This window comes from Acidiphilium multivorum AIU301 (genome assembly GCF_000202835.1).
GTDB classification, from domain to species: domain Bacteria; phylum Pseudomonadota; class Alphaproteobacteria; order Acetobacterales; family Acetobacteraceae; genus Acidiphilium; species Acidiphilium multivorum.
This window is the reverse complement of the sequence record NC_015186.1, coordinates 2,579,927-2,598,338: the sequence shown is the minus strand read 5'-3', so window position 1 is coordinate 2,598,338 and position 18,412 is coordinate 2,579,927. Positions and strand designations below refer to the sequence as shown.

The 18,412-nt window shown below is 67.3% G+C and carries 9 protein-coding genes; 7 read left to right on the top strand and 2 right to left on the bottom strand.

From position 1 onward, the window contains the following. Nucleotides 1-2: 2 nt before the first annotated feature. Complete coding sequence (locus ACMV_RS11670; RefSeq protein ID WP_013640547.1) at nt 3-5,621, bottom strand: two-partner secretion domain-containing protein; 5,619 nt, start codon at nt 5,619-5,621, stop codon at nt 3-5. A gap of 20 nt (nt 5,622-5,641) precedes the next feature. Beyond that, on the bottom strand, nt 5,642-7,369 hold the full coding sequence (locus ACMV_RS11665) for a ShlB/FhaC/HecB family hemolysin secretion/activation protein (RefSeq protein ID WP_013640546.1): 1,728 nt from the start codon (nt 7,367-7,369) through the stop codon (nt 5,642-5,644). Nucleotides 7,370-7,772: 403 nt separating this feature from the next. Between ACMV_RS11665 and ACMV_RS11660 the strand changes: the two genes are divergently transcribed. From ACMV_RS11660 to tssM, 7 genes are read left to right on the top strand one after another with little or no spacing between them, the layout of a single operon-like run. After that, nucleotides 7,773-9,713 (top strand): type VI secretion system Vgr family protein, encoded by a 1,941-nt coding sequence (locus ACMV_RS11660; protein ID WP_007421657.1) that lies wholly within the window; start codon nt 7,773-7,775, stop codon nt 9,711-9,713. 16 nt (nt 9,714-9,729) lie between these two features. Continuing rightward, complete coding sequence (locus tag ACMV_RS11655) at nt 9,730-10,311, top strand: DUF6931 family protein (RefSeq protein WP_007421658.1); 582 nt, start codon at nt 9,730-9,732, stop codon at nt 10,309-10,311. Further along, nucleotides 10,308-11,699 (top strand): type VI secretion system-associated FHA domain protein TagH, encoded by a 1,392-nt coding sequence (gene tagH, locus ACMV_RS11650; RefSeq protein ID WP_013640545.1) that lies wholly within the window; start codon nt 10,308-10,310, stop codon nt 11,697-11,699. Before ACMV_RS11655 ends, tagH begins: the two co-directional genes overlap by 4 nt. Next, nucleotides 11,696-12,166 carry a type VI secretion system lipoprotein TssJ gene (tssJ, locus tag ACMV_RS11645; protein ID WP_007421660.1) on the top strand — a complete coding sequence of 157 codons (471 nt, stop codon included), beginning with the start codon at nt 11,696-11,698 and terminating at the stop codon, nt 12,164-12,166. Before tagH ends, tssJ begins: the two co-directional genes overlap by 4 nt. A gap of 6 nt (nt 12,167-12,172) precedes the next feature. Then, the gene (gene tssK / locus ACMV_RS11640; protein WP_007421661.1) at nt 12,173-13,504 is read left to right on the top strand and encodes a type VI secretion system baseplate subunit TssK; all 1,332 of its coding nucleotides are present in this window, start codon (nt 12,173-12,175) and stop codon (nt 13,502-13,504) included. A 10-nt stretch (nt 13,505-13,514) separates the two neighbouring features. Then, nucleotides 13,515-14,885 carry a type IVB secretion system protein IcmH/DotU gene (gene icmH / locus ACMV_RS11635; RefSeq protein WP_013640544.1) on the top strand — a complete coding sequence of 457 codons (1,371 nt, stop codon included), beginning with the start codon at nt 13,515-13,517 and terminating at the stop codon, nt 14,883-14,885. After that, a complete protein-coding gene (gene tssM, locus ACMV_RS11630) occupies nt 14,882-18,409 on the top strand; it encodes a type VI secretion system membrane subunit TssM (protein ID WP_013640543.1) in 3,528 nt (1,175 codons plus the stop codon). The genes icmH and tssM overlap by 4 nt, the downstream gene beginning before the upstream one ends. Nucleotides 18,410-18,412: the final 3 nt, after the last annotated feature.

Sequence of the window (18,412 nt, the reverse complement as noted above, 5' to 3'; positions counted from 1 at the left end):
GGTCAATAGTCCTTTGCCGCCACACCTGGCAGCCGGACATTCGCATCCAGCTTGCGTCGCCGCCGTGGACTGATGTCGAAATCATCCAGCGGGTTGCGCTCCGGCACGATCGCCACAGGCAACACGGTGCAACTCACCGATCCGATAATGCACGAGTTGAAGCGATAGCTGGATCCCGGCACAGGAACGACCTTGCCGTTATGCGCCGCGGCCGAGCCGGCAAGACCGGCGATCTGGCCGACGAAAGCCGTTTGTCCATTAAGGCCGCCCGCCACCAGCAGATAGTGCAAATACAATGTTCCCTGTGCATATCCGTTGATCAGCGAAATCGCCAGATCCGTGCTGCGGGCATTGAGATCGTTGAACTTCGCGTCGGCACCGTCCGGCAGAAGCATAAACAGCGTGTTTGGCTGACCTTGAAGGGGACCGGTGTCGATGTTGAACTGGCCGGTCTGTACGATGCCGTTAGCCGGCGCTCCATTCGCGATCACCTGCAGAACCGAATCGATGCCGTTACGTGGCGAGAGGCCATTGTAGACGTATGTCGGGAGAAATTGGCCGCCGATCGAGAAGGAACCGCCATCCGCCCCGTCCAGAGTGATCTGGCCGGTTGCCGTTATGGTCAGCGCCTTCGCCGAAACAGGTCCGGCCACGGTTAACACCGTGGCATCGGTCAACGCGAAGAGATGGCCGGCGGCATCGAATCCGCCGAGAGTGCCTATGACGTTCTCCGTTCCAGTCAGCGCCACGTCGCCGATGACGGCACTGTTGCTCGTAAGCGTCGCGGCGGTGATGGGACCGTTTCCGGAAATCGGGCCATAGCCCAGACCGAGCGTGCCGGGCGTGTTGATCGCGCCGGGAATATACATGGCGGGTGAATCAAGTGAGATATTGAGGGCGTATACGGGGCCGTTCACCGTGAGAGGCACCTGATCCACCAGCGCCAGGTTTCCCAGAGGCACGCTGACCGACCCAAGAGCGTCGATCGTATTGCTGCCGGTCAGCAGCACGTCCCGCGCCCCTGCGATCTGGAGCAGGGTGGGGTCGATCGTCCCGGTCTCGGAGATCGTTCCGGACGTCGCCAGGCTTAACGCGCCATCGACAAGAATGACGCCTGGAATGGTGAGATCGGCGGCCGAGATTGCTGCGCGCTGCGCAACGAGACTTCCGGCGATGGTGAGGGGCGCATTGTCGTCGAGGGTGAAGGTGCCGACATTGATGCTGCCGAGAGTGGTGATGACATTGCTGCCGGTGAGGGCGACGAGGCTTGCGGCGGCATCGAGGGTCGGTGCGGAGATGGAACCGGTGCCCGAGCTGGTGATGGATCCGCTTGTTGCGGAGAGGGCGAGGAGCGAGGCGAGGCTGACCTGTCCGGCGATGTCCAAGCCACCGGCGCTGGTGTCGGCAAAACTTGCATTGGTGGCGTTGAAGGAACCGGCGATGGTGAGGGGCGCATTGTCGTCGAGGGTGAAGCTGCCGGCGCTGATGCTGCCGAGAGTGGTGATGGAGTTGCTGCCGGTCAGGGCGACGAGGCTTGCGGTGGCATCGAGGTTCGAGGCGGTGACGTAGCCGGTGACGGAGCCGGCATTGGTGATGGTGCCTGCGTTGGCATCGAGGCTGAGGGTCGTAGCGTCGAGATTGGCGTTGATGCGGATGTCCGAGGCGGCGAGGCTTGCGTCGGTGGCGTTGAAGGAACCGGTGATGTCGAGAGAACCAGTGTTGGTGATGCTTGCGTTGGTGGCGGTGAAGGGTCCGGCGATGGTGAGGGGCGCGTTGTCGTCGAGGGTGAAGCTGCCGGCGGCGCTGATGCTGCCGAGAGTGGTGATGGAGTTGCTGCCGGTAAGGGCGACGAGGCTTGCGGCGGCACCGAGGGCAGCTACCGTAATGCCACCATTGCCGGTGAATTCGCCACCTGCCTGCACGATCAACGAGCTATGTTGCGCAAGGAACGGCTGGTTGATGTTGATAGTGCCCGCATCCATCAGGATGTTTGGGATTGAAAGACTGATCGAGCCATCGTCTTCGATCAGCCCGGTCTGGACAGTGCCGATCTGAAGGGAATTCGCACCGATGGCGTTCAAGAGCTGATTTGAAAGATCGAGCGCCGTAGTCGAGGTCCCACCGAGGGCGATGGTATCGAAGCTAAGTGGAGCAAGCGTCACCGCGCCCGAATTCGCCAGGATCGTTCCACCGGCCAGATCCATTCCATTGGCGCTGAGAACGATATTTCCGCCAGACGCTACACTCAGCGTGCCGGCAATAGTGAGCGGCGCGTTGTCGTCGAGGGTGAAGCTGCCGGCGTTGATGCTGCCGAGAGTGGTGATGGAGTTGCTGCCGGTGAGGATGACCGAACTGGCGGTGACGATGTCGAGACTTGATGCGTTGATATAGCCTGTGCCCGAACCTGAATTGGAGATGGTGCCTGCGTTGGCGTCGAGGCTGAGGCTGCCTGTGGCGGAGACGGCTCCGGTGATGTCGAAGCCGCCGGCGCTGGTGTCGGTGAGGCTTGCGCTGGTGGCGTTGAAGGAGCCGGCGATGGTGAGGGGCGCGTTGTCGTCGAGGGTGAAGCTGCCGGCGTTGATGCTGCCGAGAGTGGTGATGGAGTTGCTGCCGGTGAGGATGACCGAACTGGCGGTGACGATGTCGAGACTTGATGCGTTGATATAGCCTGTGCCCGAACCTGAATTGGAGATGGTGCCTGCGTTGGCGTCGAGGCTGAGGCTGCCTGTGGCGGAGACGGCTCCGGTGATGTCGAAGCCGCCGGCGCTGGTGTCGGTGAGGCTTGCGCTGGTGGCGTTGAAGGAGCCGGCGATGGTGAGGGGCGCGTTGTCGTCGAGGGTGAAGCTGCCGGCGTTGATGCTGCCGAGAGTGGTGATGGAGTTGCTGCCGGTGAGGATGACCGAACTGGCGGTGACGATATCGAGACTTGATGCGTTGATATAGCCTGTGCCCGAACCTGAATTGGAGATGGTGCCTGCGTTGGCGTCGAGGCTGAGGCTGCCTGTGGCGGAGACGGCTCCGGTGATGTCGAAGCCGCCGGCGCTGGTGTCGGTGAGGCTTGCGCTGGTGGCGTTGAAGGAGCCGGCGATGGTGAGGGGCGCGTTGTCGTCGAGGGTGAAGCTGCCGGCGTTGATGCTGCCGAGAGTGGTGATGGAGTTGCTGCCGGTGAGGATGACCGAACTGGCGGTGACGATATCGAGACTTGATGCGTTGATATAGCCTGTGCCCGAACCTGTGCCCGAACCTGAATTGGAGATGGTGCCTGCGTTGGCGTCGAGGCTGAGGCTGCCTGTGGCGGAGACGGCTCCGGTGATGTCGAAGCCGCCGGCGCTGGTGTCGGTGAGGCTTGCGCTGGTGGCGTTGAAGGAGCCGGCGATGGTGAGGGGCGCGTTGTCGTCGAGGGTGAAGCTGCCGGCGTTGATGCTGCCGAGAGTGGTGATGGAGTTGCTGCCGGTGAGGATGACCGAACTGGCGGTGACGATATCGAGACTTGATGCGTTGATATAGCCTGTGCCCGAACCTGTGCCCGAACCTGAATTGGAGATGGTGCCTGCGTTGGCGTCGAGGCTGAGGCTGCCTGTGGCGGAGACGGCTCCGGTGATGTCGAAGCCGCCGGCGCTGGTGTCGGTGAGGCTTGCGCTGGTGGCGTTGAAGGAGCCGGCGATGGTGAGGGGTGCGTTATCGTCGAGGGTGAGGGTGCCGACGTTGACGCTACCGAGAGTGGTGATGGAGTTGCTGCCGGTGAGGGCGACGAGGCTTGCGGTGGCATCGAGGGTCGAGGCGGTGACGTAGCCGGAGACGGAGCCGGCATTGGAGATGGTGCCTCCGCTGGCATCGAGGCTGAGGGTTTGGGCGTCGATGTTGGCGTTGATGTCAATTTTGTTGGTTGGGCTGCTGGTAGTGTCGAGCAGCGAGATGCTGCTCGCGCCAGAGATGCTGCTCGCGCCAAGAGCGCCGCTGACCTCGATGGTCCCGTTGGCTGTTGCCTCGATTGATCCGGCGGTAAGCGTCACCGGCGCTGCAATACGAATATCGCCGCCGGAATTCATCGCCAGTGTGGAGATCGACGAACTCGAAATGGCCGAGGCAATCGAAATCAGGGACGATGCGCTGAGTTCGACCGCGCCGGTCTGCGAATCCAGTATCGATGCATCGATATAGGAAGACGTGCTACTGTCCGTGCCGACCGTGAGAGTGCCGGACGTGGTGGTCGTGCCCGCACTCGGAGTGCCGCTCGACGACGTGACGATGAGGGTCTGCGGATCGAGCAGGATGGTGCCGTTGCGCCCGCTGGGTGCGAAGGTGGTGTCGGTTCCCGAGAGGGAGATCACGCCGTCGCTGGAGATTTCGATCAGGCCACCGTCGCCATTCCCCGCGCCCTGGGCGGAAATCGTGCCGGCCGCCGTCGTTCTGTCGCGCGAAAGAACGGTGATTCGGCCGCCATTGCCGTTCCGTGTTGCATCGGCGGAAATTGTCGCCCCCTGGGCGATCGCGACCCGCGCGGCCTTCGGCGCCGTTGTGTCGGATGGTCCCTGCAACGCGCGCGCCGCATCGGTGCCGAGCGCCACGACACCGCCGCCCGCCGGGCCCGAGGCATCGATCCGCGCGGTGCTGGCCACGCTCACATTGCCTGTCGCATCGACGGCGATCGTTCCGCCGGAACTGCCAGGCGTCTCTCCCCGTGCCAGTAGCTGGCCGGCAACCTGGAGGTCGCCGCCGACTCCCTGAATGGTGATCGCGCCGGGCTGCCGGCCAACGCTGTCGGCCCTGAGTGTGCCGCCGACATCGAGAAGCTGCTGGATCAACCCGTCCACCGCCCGCGCCGTGAGGGTGATGTGCCCGCCATTGGCGATGATCGTTCCCTCGTTGGTCACCAGTGCGGTGACCTTCCGGCCGCCGAGGTCGATCTGCCGAACCGCCTGCGTCACGTTGATCGAGATCAGCCCATCGCCCGAAAGGTTCAGCGTGAAGGCCGATGCCCCGGCGAGCACGACATGGCCAAGCTGCGCGGTGATCGTCCCCCGGTTGATCACCTCCGGCGCCACGAAAGCGGCGAGGCCCGCCTGCTTCATCGTGATCCGCCCGTCGTTGACGATGCGGGCGCCGGGCTTTGGCTGCTGGTCGAAGATCAGCTTGCCCGCCATGAAGTTTTTCGGCGATATCCCCGAGGTGCTGACGACCAGGCTCTCGGCGTTGACCTCCGAGCCGGGCGTGAACACGACGCCATCCTGGTTGACCAGCACGATGCGCCCGTTGGCGTCGATCCGCCCGGCGATGATCGAGGGATTGTTGGCGATCACCCGGTTGAGCGCGATGGCCTGGGCGTTCGGCTGGTTGAAGGTGACGCGCGCCTTCGACCCGAGATTGAAGCTCTGCCAGTCGATTGCGGCGCGCTGGCTGGTCTGGGTGATCGTCGTCGTGCCGGGTGCCTGGGAAATCGTCGCCGAGCCGCCGACGACGGTGCCGCCCTGCGGCGTCGTCATCGGCGCCGGTTGCCCCGCGCGGCCCTGGGACGGGGCGAGCAGGGCCGCGGTCAGCGCTGTCGAGGCGAGCAGCAACCGCCGGCGGCCGGCACGGCGGCCCGGACGGGAGACGGCGATCCGATGCTGGCTATTCGTCATTCCCGCGCATCCTTGCCCCATCAATAGCGTGCGAGCACGCCCCAGTAGACAGCCGTTTCTCGAAGCGGCGGCACGCCGCTCGCCGGCGGCTGCAACTGCGTGACGAAACGGTGCACGGCGGCGATATCGAATTCGATCCGGCGCGTCAGGCGTAACCGGACCCCACCGCCAAACGAGGCGAGCCGCTTGTCGTTCGGCTTCTGTCCCAGCGTTCTCGGCTCATTCTGCCAGACCTGGCCCCAGTCGTAGAAGGTGTAGAATTGTGACCCGATGAAAAAATGTCGGCCCAGCAACCGCAGATTGAGCGGTGTATTGAGTTGAAGTTCGGCACTTGCATAAAGAGCGTCGTCGCCGGTCACCTGCCCGGAATAATAGCCTTGGGCGATATGGTTGCCGCCGAGATAGAAGGTTTCGGAGGAGGGCAGGATGTCGGGCGAATACTGGCCGCCAAACGTCCCTTCGAGGGCGACGCTCGCATTCCGCCAGGGGTTGAACAGCGTCTGGGTGCGGTCGAGCGAGAGATCGATCTTCCAGAAATCGAACCGTTCCCCGAGGCGTCCCGCGTTCGACCTGCCGTTCGCGGACGCCCCGAAAAGCCGCAATCCACGTGACGCCTCGAGCGTGGCGGTGGTCAGGGCGGGCCGCGCGGCGCCGAGCACATCATCGCTGAACGCCTCGTCGAGTTCGATGCGCAGGGCTCGCACCGAGTCGGTCGAAGCGGGCGTCTCCGCGCCACTGAAGCCGGAGGCCGTGTAGACGATGTTGTCCGTGCCGTCGAAACGGGCCTTCAGTTCAAGCGACTGACCACGTTCGAGCCAGAGCGGGTAGCTGGCATAGAGACCGAACACGTCGAGATGCGCCCGATATCCCACCTCGCGCAAGGTTCCGGAGGGAATGGCCCGGCCGGCGCCGAAGTAGATCCCGATGCGAAGGCCGCTCGTCCCGGCGAAGAAACTCTCTGAAAACTGGCCGAAATTGTTGGTTCCGCCGGATGTGTGAAAGAACGACGCCTGGCTCTGCTCGCCGAGCGAGGTGAAGCTGTTCATGTCGCCGACGACGAGCCCTTCGGCGGGGCCGGTCTCGTCGAAGCCGCGGTTGTCGGCGGTCACAAGGGCCGAGAACGGTCGGCGGACGACGTCGGCCACCAGGGTGAGCGCACCGGGCGCCGCGGCATTGGGCTGCAGAACGGCGCCGACCGCGACACCCGGTATCTGCTGCGCGAGCAGCAGCCAGTGTTCAAGCGAGGCCTGCCGGACCGGCCGCTCATGGGTGAGGTGGTCCAGAAAGCCAAGGACGAGCGTGCCGACCGGACCGATATTCCGCGACAGCTTGACGCTGACGATGTGGCCCTCGGTGACGATGAAGCGGAGGTCGCCTGATCTGTTGATTTCCGCGGATACCGCGGTGAGCACGTAGCCATGCCCGCGGTAGAGCGCGAGCAACCGCAGCCGCGCGGCCTCGATCGCCGGTAGCGGCGTTGCCGCGCCAATCAGCTTGCCGACGGTTGCGCGGAGTTGCGCCGGGGAAAAGGCGGTTGCCCCCAGCACGGCGACGGAGTGCACCGGCACGGACTGGTCCGGCACGGCGCCCTCCCGCCCGACCGGGCGGAAATCCGGCAATGATTGGCCGAGATTCGGCGCGGCATGCGGCATGATATGTTGCAGGGGCGACACTTGCGGCACGGTCGGCAAGGCGGTCGGGGCCGCGTGCGCGCCCGCCGCGCCGAAGACCGCCAATCCGAATGCCATGATCCCGGCACGGCATCCTTGCCGGCCCGCTACGCCCCGTCCGATCCGCATCGCCGTTCCCTAAGTCGTTAAGGATGTATAACCGAACGACGAATTCATATGAAGCCACGTAAAAGATTTAACGCACGCTGCCTCAAAATTTGAGAAATTGAGAAATTTGAATTCAAGGCGCGATATTTAGTGTGGAGTGCGGATTTTCGCTCCTTGCCATTGCAGTTTGCGTAGCTTCTGCGGCTTTGTTAACTATCAGGAAGAATGGGATGTCCGGCGGCTGGATGGAAAATACCTGTGCGGCGGGTCACGCGGCGCGCCGGCTTGCGGTGCTATGATGTATCGGGCTGGCGTTGCTGCGCGGGCGCGGAACGGCGCCGCCCGGGGCAAATCGTGATCGGGGGTTGGCGGAATGACGACTAATATCGATCTGCTTGACCTCCAGACATCGCTTGGTAGCGGCGTCCTGACGCTGGTCGGGGTCAATGGCCAGGCGGCGCTCAGCCAGTGCTTCCGGTATACGCTGTCGGTGCGCGCGGGTGCCGGCGGGCTCGATCCGAACGATCTTCTATACACGTCGGTCACCGTCGCGATCGGGTCCGACGGGACGAACCAGACCTACATCAATGGCCTCGTCTCGTCCGTGGTCCAGAAGCCCGGCAACGCGGCCGGTACCGCGATCGCCGCCGGCCTCGAACTCTGGGATCATGAACTGACGGTCGTTCCCGCCCTCTGGTTCCTCGGGCAGACACTCGATTGCCGGATATTCCAGAACAAGACCGCCGTTGCCATCGTCAAGGAAGTTCTGGACGAATTCGAGATTACTTCATACGAGCTGCCGAGTGGCGGGACGAGCTATGACTATACAGTCATGTTCAATGAGACTTATCTGGACTTCATAAATCGCATCCTCGCGCGCGATGGGCTTTTCTATTATTTCGTCCACGAAAAGTCCGGACACAAGTTCGTCGTCGCCAGCAGCTCGCAATCTCTCCCCAAGTTGGGAGCCGTCAAATTCGCCGGGCAGACCGCGACCGAAGTCGGGGTTCATACGCTCAGCCGCGCCGACAGCACGACCATCGGCAAGTTCATCGGGAACGACTACAACTATGAAACGGCATCCACCGGCCTCGTCTCCGATGCGGATACCGTGCTCAAGGCGAAGGGGGCGGCAACCCGCAAATTCTATCGCTACCCGTCGGAAAATCCCGTCAAGGAGGCGATCGGACAGCAGGTGCGCCATCAGAACGAGGCGGCCGAGGTTCGTGCCGGGTTGTTCGCCGGTGGCGGCAACACCCCGTCGATGCTCGCTCCCGGCAACGCCGTCACCATCACCGGCGATCCCTTCGGCATCGGCGATTACGTCATTGCGGCGGCCGCGCTCAGCGTGACCGATCACGCCGGCATCGGCGGAGGGACGGCCACCGTCGATGTCGCATTCACCCTGTTCGACGCATCGGTTCCCTGGCGGCCGGAACTCCTGCCGAAGCCGCAGATCGCCGGCTTGCAGTCCGCCCTCGTCGTCGGGCCCTCGGGCGATGAAATTTACACGAACAAGTACGGCCGGGTGAAGGTTCAGTTCAACTGGGACACGCGCGGCAAGAAGGACGAGAACTCGAGTTGCTGGGTTCGCGTGATCCAGCCCTGGGCCGGCGCCGGCTGGGGGTTCCAGTTCCTTCCGCGCATCGGCCAGGAGGTCGCCATCAGCTTCCTCGAGAGCGACATCGACCGGCCGGTCGTGATCGGTTCCTTCTACAACTCCGGCCAGGTCAGCCTGTTCAATCTCCCCGCCGAGCAGAACAAGGCGGGATTCCGCTCCCGCTCAACCAAGAGTGGCGGGACGTCGAACTACAGCGAATTCAGTATCGACGATACCAAGGGGTCGGAGGTTGTCCTGCTGCATGCGGAGCGGGATTATACGGTCGAGGTCGAGCATGATGAAACCCGCACGATCGGCAACAACCGCACGGTGACCGTCAAGAAGGACGAGGCGATCACCGTGGACGGCAACCAGACCGAGACGGTGAAAGGAAATCGTACCTTCGAGGTCAAGCAGGACCATTCCGAGACGGTCGATGGCAACCAGTCCGTCACGGTCAAGGGCAAGCAGAGCGTGTCGGTGCAGGGGCAGCAATCCGTATCCGTGACCGGGGCCGTCACCTATGAGTCGATGGAGTCGATCACGCTGAAAGTGGGCGGAAACAGCATCAAGATCGACATGACGGGCATCACGCTCTCCGGCACCCTCATCAAGATCAATGCCCAGGCCGAGCTGTCGACGAGCGGCGCGATTGCGCAGCATTCCGGCTCGGGGATGCTGAAACTCCAGGGCGGGATCATCATGGTGAACTGAGGTGGATGCACGGAAGATGGACAAGATACAGGCAGCCGTGCGTGAGACCGTACTCGCCCATGCAGCCCTTGGCGAGGAAGCGCTGGCGGCTGCCGGCGGCGCGGCCACCGTGCCCGCCCTGATCGACGCGCTGGAGGGAGCCGGCTTCCTGGTGGAGGCGACGCGGTGCTTCGCCCATGCCCTGCCGCGGCGCGAGGCGGTCTGGTGGGCGGCGATGTGCGCGCGGCACACCGCTCCCGCGGACCTCGCGGAGACCGGGCGCGCCACCCTCGATGCGGTCGAGCTTTGGGTTCGCCAGCAGAACGAGGAGGGGCGCCGCGCCGCGATGAGCAGGGCGGAAGCGATCGGGTTCCAGACGCCGGAGGCCTGGGCGGCGGTCGCCGCCTTCTGGTCCGGCCCGAGCATTTCCCCGCCCGACCAGCCGCCGGTGCCGCCGCCTGCGCATCTGACCGGCGTGGCCGTGGCCGGTGCCGTTGCCCTTGCCGCCGTGCGCGGGGACGCGCAGCGCGGCCCGGCCCGTCTCGCGCTCTTCCTTCGTTCGGCCCGTGAGATCGCCGCCGGCGGCGTCGGCCGACTGCCGCCGGAGGCCGAACAATGACCCTCACCCTCAGCGTGCTCCGCTGCCCGGATGCGGCCCCGCCGGAAACCCGCAGCATCGAGGGCGGGGAATTCCGCATCGGCCGCGGTCCGGACAATGACTGGGTGCTCACCGATCCCGATCGCGTGCTGTCCAAGCGGCATTGCGTGATCGCCTGGCGTGCCGGCGCCTGGCAGATCGCCGACACCAGCACCAACGGCACATTCGTCAATCAGGACATCGAGCCGCTTGGCGCCGGCCGCGTTCACGCGCTGAGCGACGGCGACCGGATCCGGCTGGGCAGCTACGAAATCGAAGCCCGTCTCGTCGAGCGCGGCTTCGGGGATGCGGGATATGGCGGTGGTTTCGGCGCCGCGCCCGCGACCCGGCCGGACCCCTTCGCCGATCCGTTCGGCGAGGACCCGTTCGCCAAGCCCGCGGCACCCGCTTCCTCTCCCGTATCCGACGAGTGGTTCGGCGGCGGCAATTCGATTTCGATGCCCGACGACTTTGCCGGCCTGCCGGATGACGATGCCCTGTTCGGCCCGACGCCGGTGCCCGACCACTCGCCGGCGCAGAACGACGTCTTCCGCCCCGCGCCGATGGCGCCGAAACTTCTGCCCGATGACTGGGATCTGGGCCTCGAACCCGGCGCCAACACGGCGTCGGCCGGCCCGGCATGGACGGCGCCTTCGCCGCTGCCGCCGCCCGCCGAGATCCAGCCGCCCCCGCCAGCCGCTCCGGCGCCGCCCGCTCCCCTGTCGCCCGCCCCCGTTCCGCCCGCTCCCCTGCCGCCCGCTCCCCTGCCGGCCGGCGCGCCCGGCGGCGATCTGCTCAGGATCTTTCTCGAGGCCGCGGGCATGGACGGGCTGCCGCCGCCGGCGGATCCGGAACTGCTGATGCGTCGCCTCGCCGGTCTGTTCCGCGCCATGGTGGGCGGGCTGCGCCAGGTGATGATCGCCCGCGCCGCGATCAAGGGCGAATTCCGGATCGAACAGACGATGATCCGCGCGCGCGGCAACAACCCGCTCAAATTCTCGGCGGATGACGACGATGCGATGGCCGCGCTGATCGGCCTCGGCCGCCGCACCAGCGATCTGCAGGCCGAGGAGGCGGTGCGGGACGCGCTGCGCGATATCCGCCTGCACGAGATCGCGGTGATGAGCGGCATGCAGGCCGCGGTGCGCGCCCTGTTCGCCCGGCTCGATCCCGCGCCGCTGCGGGCGGAGGCCGAATCGGCGCGCGCGCTGCTGCCGGCCCAGCGCAAGGCGCGCGCCTTCGAGGCCTATGAAACATTGTATGGCCAGCTCAGCGCGGCCCTTGCCGACGATTTCGACAACGTCTTCGGCAAGACCTTTGCCCGCGCCTACGAGCGCGCCCTGTCGGATGCGGAGGCCAGTGAAACGTGAAGCGCCGTTCGATCATCCTCGCACTTCCTGTCCTCCTTGCCGGCTGCGGCACGCCGCCGCCGAAGCCGCCAGCGGTGCTGTCGCTGACCATCACGGGCGGGGCCAACCAGAACCCCGATGCCTCGGGCACTGCCGAGCCGGTGGCCGTGCGGGTCTACCCGCTGGTCACCGCCGGCAAGTTCAATGCCGCCGACCCGTATTCGTTGCTCGGCAAGGCCACGTCCCTGCTCGGCAGCGACCTCGCCGGTCCGTCGGAGCAGACGATCGTCGCGCCCGGCGCCACGGTGAAGCTGACGCACAAATTGCCGGATCAGGCGCAGTCGATCGGCATCGCCGTGTTCTTCCGGGCGATCGACCGGGCGACATGGCGCCTCGTCGCGCCGGTGAAGGCGCATGAAACGAACGCGCTGACCTTGCGGATCGACGGATTGGACGCCAAGCTCGTCCCAACCAAACCGAAGGGCTGAACGTCGATGAGCTGGACCAACAGGGTCGTCTGGCAGGAAGGCATGTTCCTGCGCTCGCAGCATTTCCAGCAACAGGACCGTTGGCTCGAAGCCCAGGTGCGCGGCCGGGTGGCGGCGCTGCGGCCCTATCCGTGGGGAATCTCCCGTCTCGCGGTCAACCGGGAACTGCTCGGCACCGGCCGTTTCGCCCTGGCCGAGGCTGAAGGCGTGTTCGAGGACGGAACCTGCTTCTCCCTGCCGGGCGAGGCCGATCATCCGCCGCCGTTCGAGGTGCCCGAGAACACGCGCAACATGCTGCTTCACCTCGCGCTGCCGGTGCGCCAGCCCGGCGCCGCCGAGATCGCCGCGGAAGACGGCAGCACCGAGGGACGCTACGGCGCCGCCCGCTTCGAGGCCTACGACACGCATTCCGCCTCGCCCGAGCCGGCGGAGCTGCTGATCGCCCGGCTGCGCCTGCGCTATCTCCTCGACAGCGAGGACCGCGCCGGCTTCCTCTGCCTGCCGGTCGCGCGGATCGTCGAGGTTTCGGCCGACCGGCGCGTCACGCTGGATGACCGCTGGATTCCGCCGGCGCTGGTCTGTCACGCGGCGCCGCCGCTCGCCGGGCTGATCGCCGAATTCTCCGGCATGATCCACCAGCGTGGCGAGGCGCTCGCCGCCCGGCTCAACGCGCCGGGCACGCGCGGCGTCGCCGAGGTGCAGGATTTCATGCTGCTCCAGGCGATCAACCGCTGGCAGGCGATGCTTCAGCACTGGGCCGACGCCGCCGTGATCCATCCGGAGACCCTCTATTCCGCCTTCGTCTCGATGGCCGGCGAGTTCGCCACCTTCATCGAGGGCAGCCGCCGGCCCACCGCCTATCCCGGTTACCGGCACGACGATCTGCAACGCAGCTTCGCGCCGGTCGTCGCCGATCTGCGGCGGGCGCTCTCGGCGGTCATCGAACAGAACGCCGTGCCGATCCCGCTGCAGGAGCGGCGCCACGGCGTTCATGTCGGCCCGATCGTCGACCGCAGCATCCTGCGCGCCGCGAATTTCGTCCTGACCGTGCAGGCCGACGTGCCGGCCGAGACCCTGCGCCGGCTGTTCCCCGCGCAGGTGAAGATCGGCGCCGTCGAGCATATCCGCGAACTGGTCAACGTCGCGCTGCCCGGCATCTCGGTGCGGCCGCTCCCGGTGGCGCCCCGGCAGATCCCTTTCTATGCCGGCGCCACCTATTTCGAGCTCGATCGCGGCAGTCCGCACTGGCAGCAGATGCAGAATTCAGGCGCGTTCGCACTGCACGTATCGGGCGAATTTCCGGGGCTGAAACTCGAACTCTGGGCGATCCGCGGCTGAAGAGGGTGGCATGAGCGACAATCCGTTTGCCGAACCAGACGATTCCGACCGCACGATCATCAGGCCGGCGCCGGGCGGCCGGCGTCCCCCGCCCGCGCCGCCGCCGCCGCCGCCAACCGGCGGTGGCGACCCGTGGAGCGAGCCGCCGCGGCCGGCATCCCCGCCGCCCGCGGGCGGCGCGGAGACGCTGAATATCGGCTCGACGCCGCTGATGGCGGCCGCGGCCCCGCTGCTGCAGTTGCTCGCTCGCCTGCGCAACACCCTGGCCCAGCCCGATTCGGGCGATCTGCGCGAACGCACCGCCCGCGCGTTGCGCGACTTCGAGCAGGCGGGCCGCAATGCGGGCATTCCGAACGACCAGCTGCGCCCCGCGCATTACGCCCTGTGCGCCAGCCTCGATGACGTGGTGCTCGCCACCCCCTGGGGCAGCAGCGGCGCCTGGGCCGCGCGCTCGATGGTGTCCACCTTCCATCAGGAGGTCCGCTCCGGCGAGCGCTTCTTCGACATCCTCAAGCAGATCATGCAGAACCCGGGCCGGTTCCTGCCGGTTCTCGAGCTGATGTATATCTGCCTCTCGCTCGGCTACATGGGGCGCTACCGGCTCAGTCCGCGCGGCCCCGCCGAGATCGACCGGCTGCGCGAGGATGTCTATGCCGTCCTCCGCCGCGCCCGCCCGGCCGCCAGCCCCGAACTGGCGCCCCACTGGCAGGGCGTTGCGGCGCCCTACCGCCCGCGCCGCCCGTCCCTGCCGGTCTGGGTCGCCGCGGTGGCGGCCGCCGGGGTGCTGGCCCTTGTCTACACGGCCTTCGACTACGGGCTCGGCGGCCAGTCCGCCACGCTCTACGCGCAGTCGGTCGCCGCCCACCCGGCGCGGATGCCGAAGATCGTCCGCGCCGCCGCCGTCGTGCCGCCGCCGCCGCCGGTCACCACCGGCCCGAACGTGCTCGACCGGCTGCGCGGCTTCCTGCAACCCGAAATCACCAAGGGCGAGGTCGCCGTGCTCGGCACCGTCAACGCGCCGGTCATCCGCATCAACAACACCGGCCTGTTCGCCTCCGGCAGCGCGACGGTCGAGAGCACCGCGCTGCCGCTGATTTCCAAGATCGGCCAGGCGCTGGCGCGCGAGAAGGGCAAGGTGCAGGTGATCGGCTATACCGACAGCCAGCCGATCCACACGCTGCGCTTCCCCAACAACCTGGTCCTCTCGGAGGACCGCGCGAAGGCGGCGGCCGCCGTGCTCGACCGCGCGATCGGCGATCAGAGCCGCATCACCGCGGAGGGGCGCGGTGCCGCCGACCCGATCGCGACCAACGCGACGCCGCAGGGGCGCGCCCTGAACCGGCGGATCGAAATCGTGCTGATCCGGAGTGAAACCCAATGAGCGCACGGCTGGTCCGCTGGCTGCTGAGCGGCGTCGGCGCCGCGATCATCGCGGCCCTGGTCTGGTTCTTCGGCCCCTTCCTCGCCGTGCTCGCCGGCATCCTGCCGCGCGCGGCGATCGCTGTCCTGGTGTTCGTGATCTGGCTTGCGGCCAATCTCTGGCTCGATCGCCGCGCCCGCAAGAAGGCGGCCGCCGTCGAAGAGGCGATCACCGAGACCCAGGCCGACCCCGAGGCCGGCATGCGGGCGGAGGAAGTCGCCGCGCTGGCGGACAAGATGAAGAAGGCGCTTGGCATCCTCGCCCGGGCGCGCGGCCGGCGCGGCTTTCTCTACGAACAGCCCTGGTACGTCATCATCGGCCCGCCCGGCGCCGGCAAGACCACCGCGCTGCTCAATGCCGGGCTGAACTTTCCGCTCGCCGCCGAGCTCGGCCAGGGGGCGGTCGCCGGTGTCGGCGGCACCCGCTATTGCGACTGGTGGTTCACCGACCAGGCGGTGATGATCGACACCGCCGGCCGCTACACGACGCAGGATTCCTCGGCGTCGGTCGACCAGGCCGGCTGGCACGGCTTCCTCGACCTGCTGCGCCGCACCCGGCCGCGCCAGCCGCTGAACGGCGTGATCGTCGCCATCGCCCTGTCCGACATCGCCCAGGCCGACGCCGCGGCCCGCGCCGCCCATGCGCGCGCCATCCGCGCGCGGATCAAGGAGATCAACACCCGCCTCGGCGTCACCGTGCCGGTCTACGCGCTGTTCACAAAGGCCGACCTGATCGCCGGCTTCACCGAGTTCCATGACGATCTCGACACCGCCGGCCGCGCGCAGGTCTGGGGCATGACCTTTCCGCCCGATCGCACGCCGGCGGGCATGGCGGGCCGGTTCGCCGCCGAGTTCCGCGAGCTGGTCGGCCGCGTGGAAGAGCGCATGCTCGACCGCCTCGCCGCCGAACGCAGCCCGGATCGCCGCTCGCTCATCGCCGGCTTCCCGATGCAGGTCGCGAGCCTGCAGGCGCCGCTGGAGGCCTTCCTGAACGAGGCGTTCGCCGGCTCCCAGCTCGATCCCGCGCCGTGGCTGCGCGGGGTCTATCTCTGCTCGGGCACGCAGGAAGGCACGCCGATCGACCGTCTGACCGGCGCGCTGGCCCGCAGCTTCGGCATCGACCAGCGGCGCGCGCCCAGCCTGCGGCCGCAATCCGGCCGCTCCTATTTCCTCGGCCGGCTGATCGGCGAGGTGATCTTCGGCGAGGCCATGCTGGGCTCGGCGGACCGGTCCGGCGCCCGGCGCCGCCTCGCGCTGCGCGGCGCGGGGTTCGGCGCGGTCGGCCTCGTGTTCGTCGTGCTGCTCGCGGCGCTGTTCCGCAGCCATGCCGACAATGCCGCCGCCATCGCCCGCGCGCGCGCCGGGCTTGCCGCCGAACAGAAGGTCGCGGCGCAGATCCGGCTCGATCCGGTCGCCAGCGCCGATCTGTCGCGGATCGCGCCGCTGCTGCGCGAGGCCCGCGACCTTGCCGGCGCGCCCCCCGAGCGCGGCTATCACGGCATCGGCCTCGACCAGGGCGCCTCGATCAGGGCTGCGACAGCCGCCGTCTACCGCAACGTGCTCGACCACGCGCTGCTGCCGCGCCTCGTGCTTCAGCTCGAGGCGGAAATGCGCGGCGGGCTCGACCGGCCGGATTTCCTGTATCAGGCGACCCGCGTCTATCTCATGCTCGGCAATCAGGGACCGCTCGACGCCTCGCTGGTCGAGGCCTGGATGAAGCTCGACTGGCGGCGCCTCTATCCGGGCTTCGGCCAGACCGCATTGCGCCATTCGCTGATGCGGGACCTGACCGCGCTGCTCGCCCGCCCGCTGCCGGACGTTCCGCTGGACGGCCAGCTGATCGCCACCGCGCGCGCGACCTTCTCGCGCGTGCCGATCGCCGAGCGGGTCTATTCCCGCATCCGCGATTCCGAGGCGGCGTCCCGCGTGCCGGCCTGGACGCCGGCGGCGGCGCTGGGGGCTGCCGGAACGCCCTATTTCGTCAACGCCACCGGCAAGCCGCTGACCGATGGCGTGCCCGGCTTCTTCACCAAGCGCGGCTTCTACACCGTGCTGCTGCCGGCCCTCACCCATGCGACACAGGATGTCGCCAGGGAAAGCTGGGTGCTCGGCGCGCAGGACCGGATCAAGCCGGATTCGCCGCAGATGCAGTCGCTCGAGCAGGATGTGATCCGGCTCTACGACACCGCCTATGCCCGGCACTGGCAGTCGATGATCGACGACCTCAATATCGCGCCCCTCGGCTCCGCGGGCCAGGCCGTGCAGGCGCTCTACGTGCTTGGCTCGCCCCAATCGCCGATGGTGCGGCTGCTGTCGTCGATGGCGGACGAGCTTACGCTCACCAAACCGCCGAAAGACCTTGCGAAGGCCGCCAAGGGGGCGACGGGCGCCGAGGCGAAGCTGCGGGCACCGGCCAAGCTGAACGAAGCGGCGACGCGGCTGAAGCAGTTGCTGGGCCCGCAGGCGTCAGGCGCCCCGGCCCCGAAGCCCGGGGCGGCAATCAACGCCGAGTTCGCGCCGCTGCGCAATTATGTGGGCACCGGCGCGGCAGGCTCTCCGCTCTCGCTGACATTGCAACTGATCGACCAGGTGCAGAAGCAGCTGGCAACCCTCGCCGCCACGGCGCCCGGCGCGGCGGGCCCCGCGTCCCCCGCCGCCGGCGGCGATGCGGCCCAGCTCCTTGCCGGCGAGGCACAGCACGATCCGCAGCCGGTCAGCCGCTGGCTCGGCGCGATCGTCGCGACATCGAACAGCCTGCGCGGCGGCAGCGCCGCGGCGGCGGCGGCGGCGGCGTTCAAGGCGCCGGGCGGTGCCGCGGCACTCTGCGAGAAGGCGGTGACCGGCCATTACCCGTTCGATGCAAGTGCCGCCTCGGGCATTCCGCTTGCCGATTTCGCCCGGCTCTTCGCGCCGGGCGGCGTGATGGACAATTTCTTCAACACGCAGGTGCGGCCCTTCGTGAACATGACCGGGCAGGTATGGACGGTGCAGCCGGTGAACGGCGTGGCGCCGCCGGTCAGCCAGGGGGCCGTCGCGGAATTCCAGCGCGCGCAGGAAATCCAGCAGATGTTCTTCCTGGGCGGCACGCAGCCCAGCGTGCAGTTCACGGTCACGCCCGCCGGCCTCTCGGCGGGCGCGGCACAGGTCGTGCTGCAGCTTGGCGGCGTCGATGTCAGCTACGCCCACGGCCCGACGGTGCCGACCTCGGTGAACTGGCCGGGTGCCACCGGCATGCAGACGGCCCGGCTGATCATCACGCCGGCCGCCGGCGGCACGCCGGTCACGCTTCAGGCCAGCGGTCCCTGGGCGGTGTTTCGCCTGTTCGGCATGGGGCGGCTCACGCGTGACGGCAGCTCCGCCCGCTACACCCTCACCTTCGATCAGGGGGGCATGCAGGCGCGCTTCACGCTCGAGGCGGGGTCGATCTTCAACCCGTTCGCGCCGGGCGTGCTGAACGACTTCCGCTGCCCGAGCCTCAAAGGATGAAGA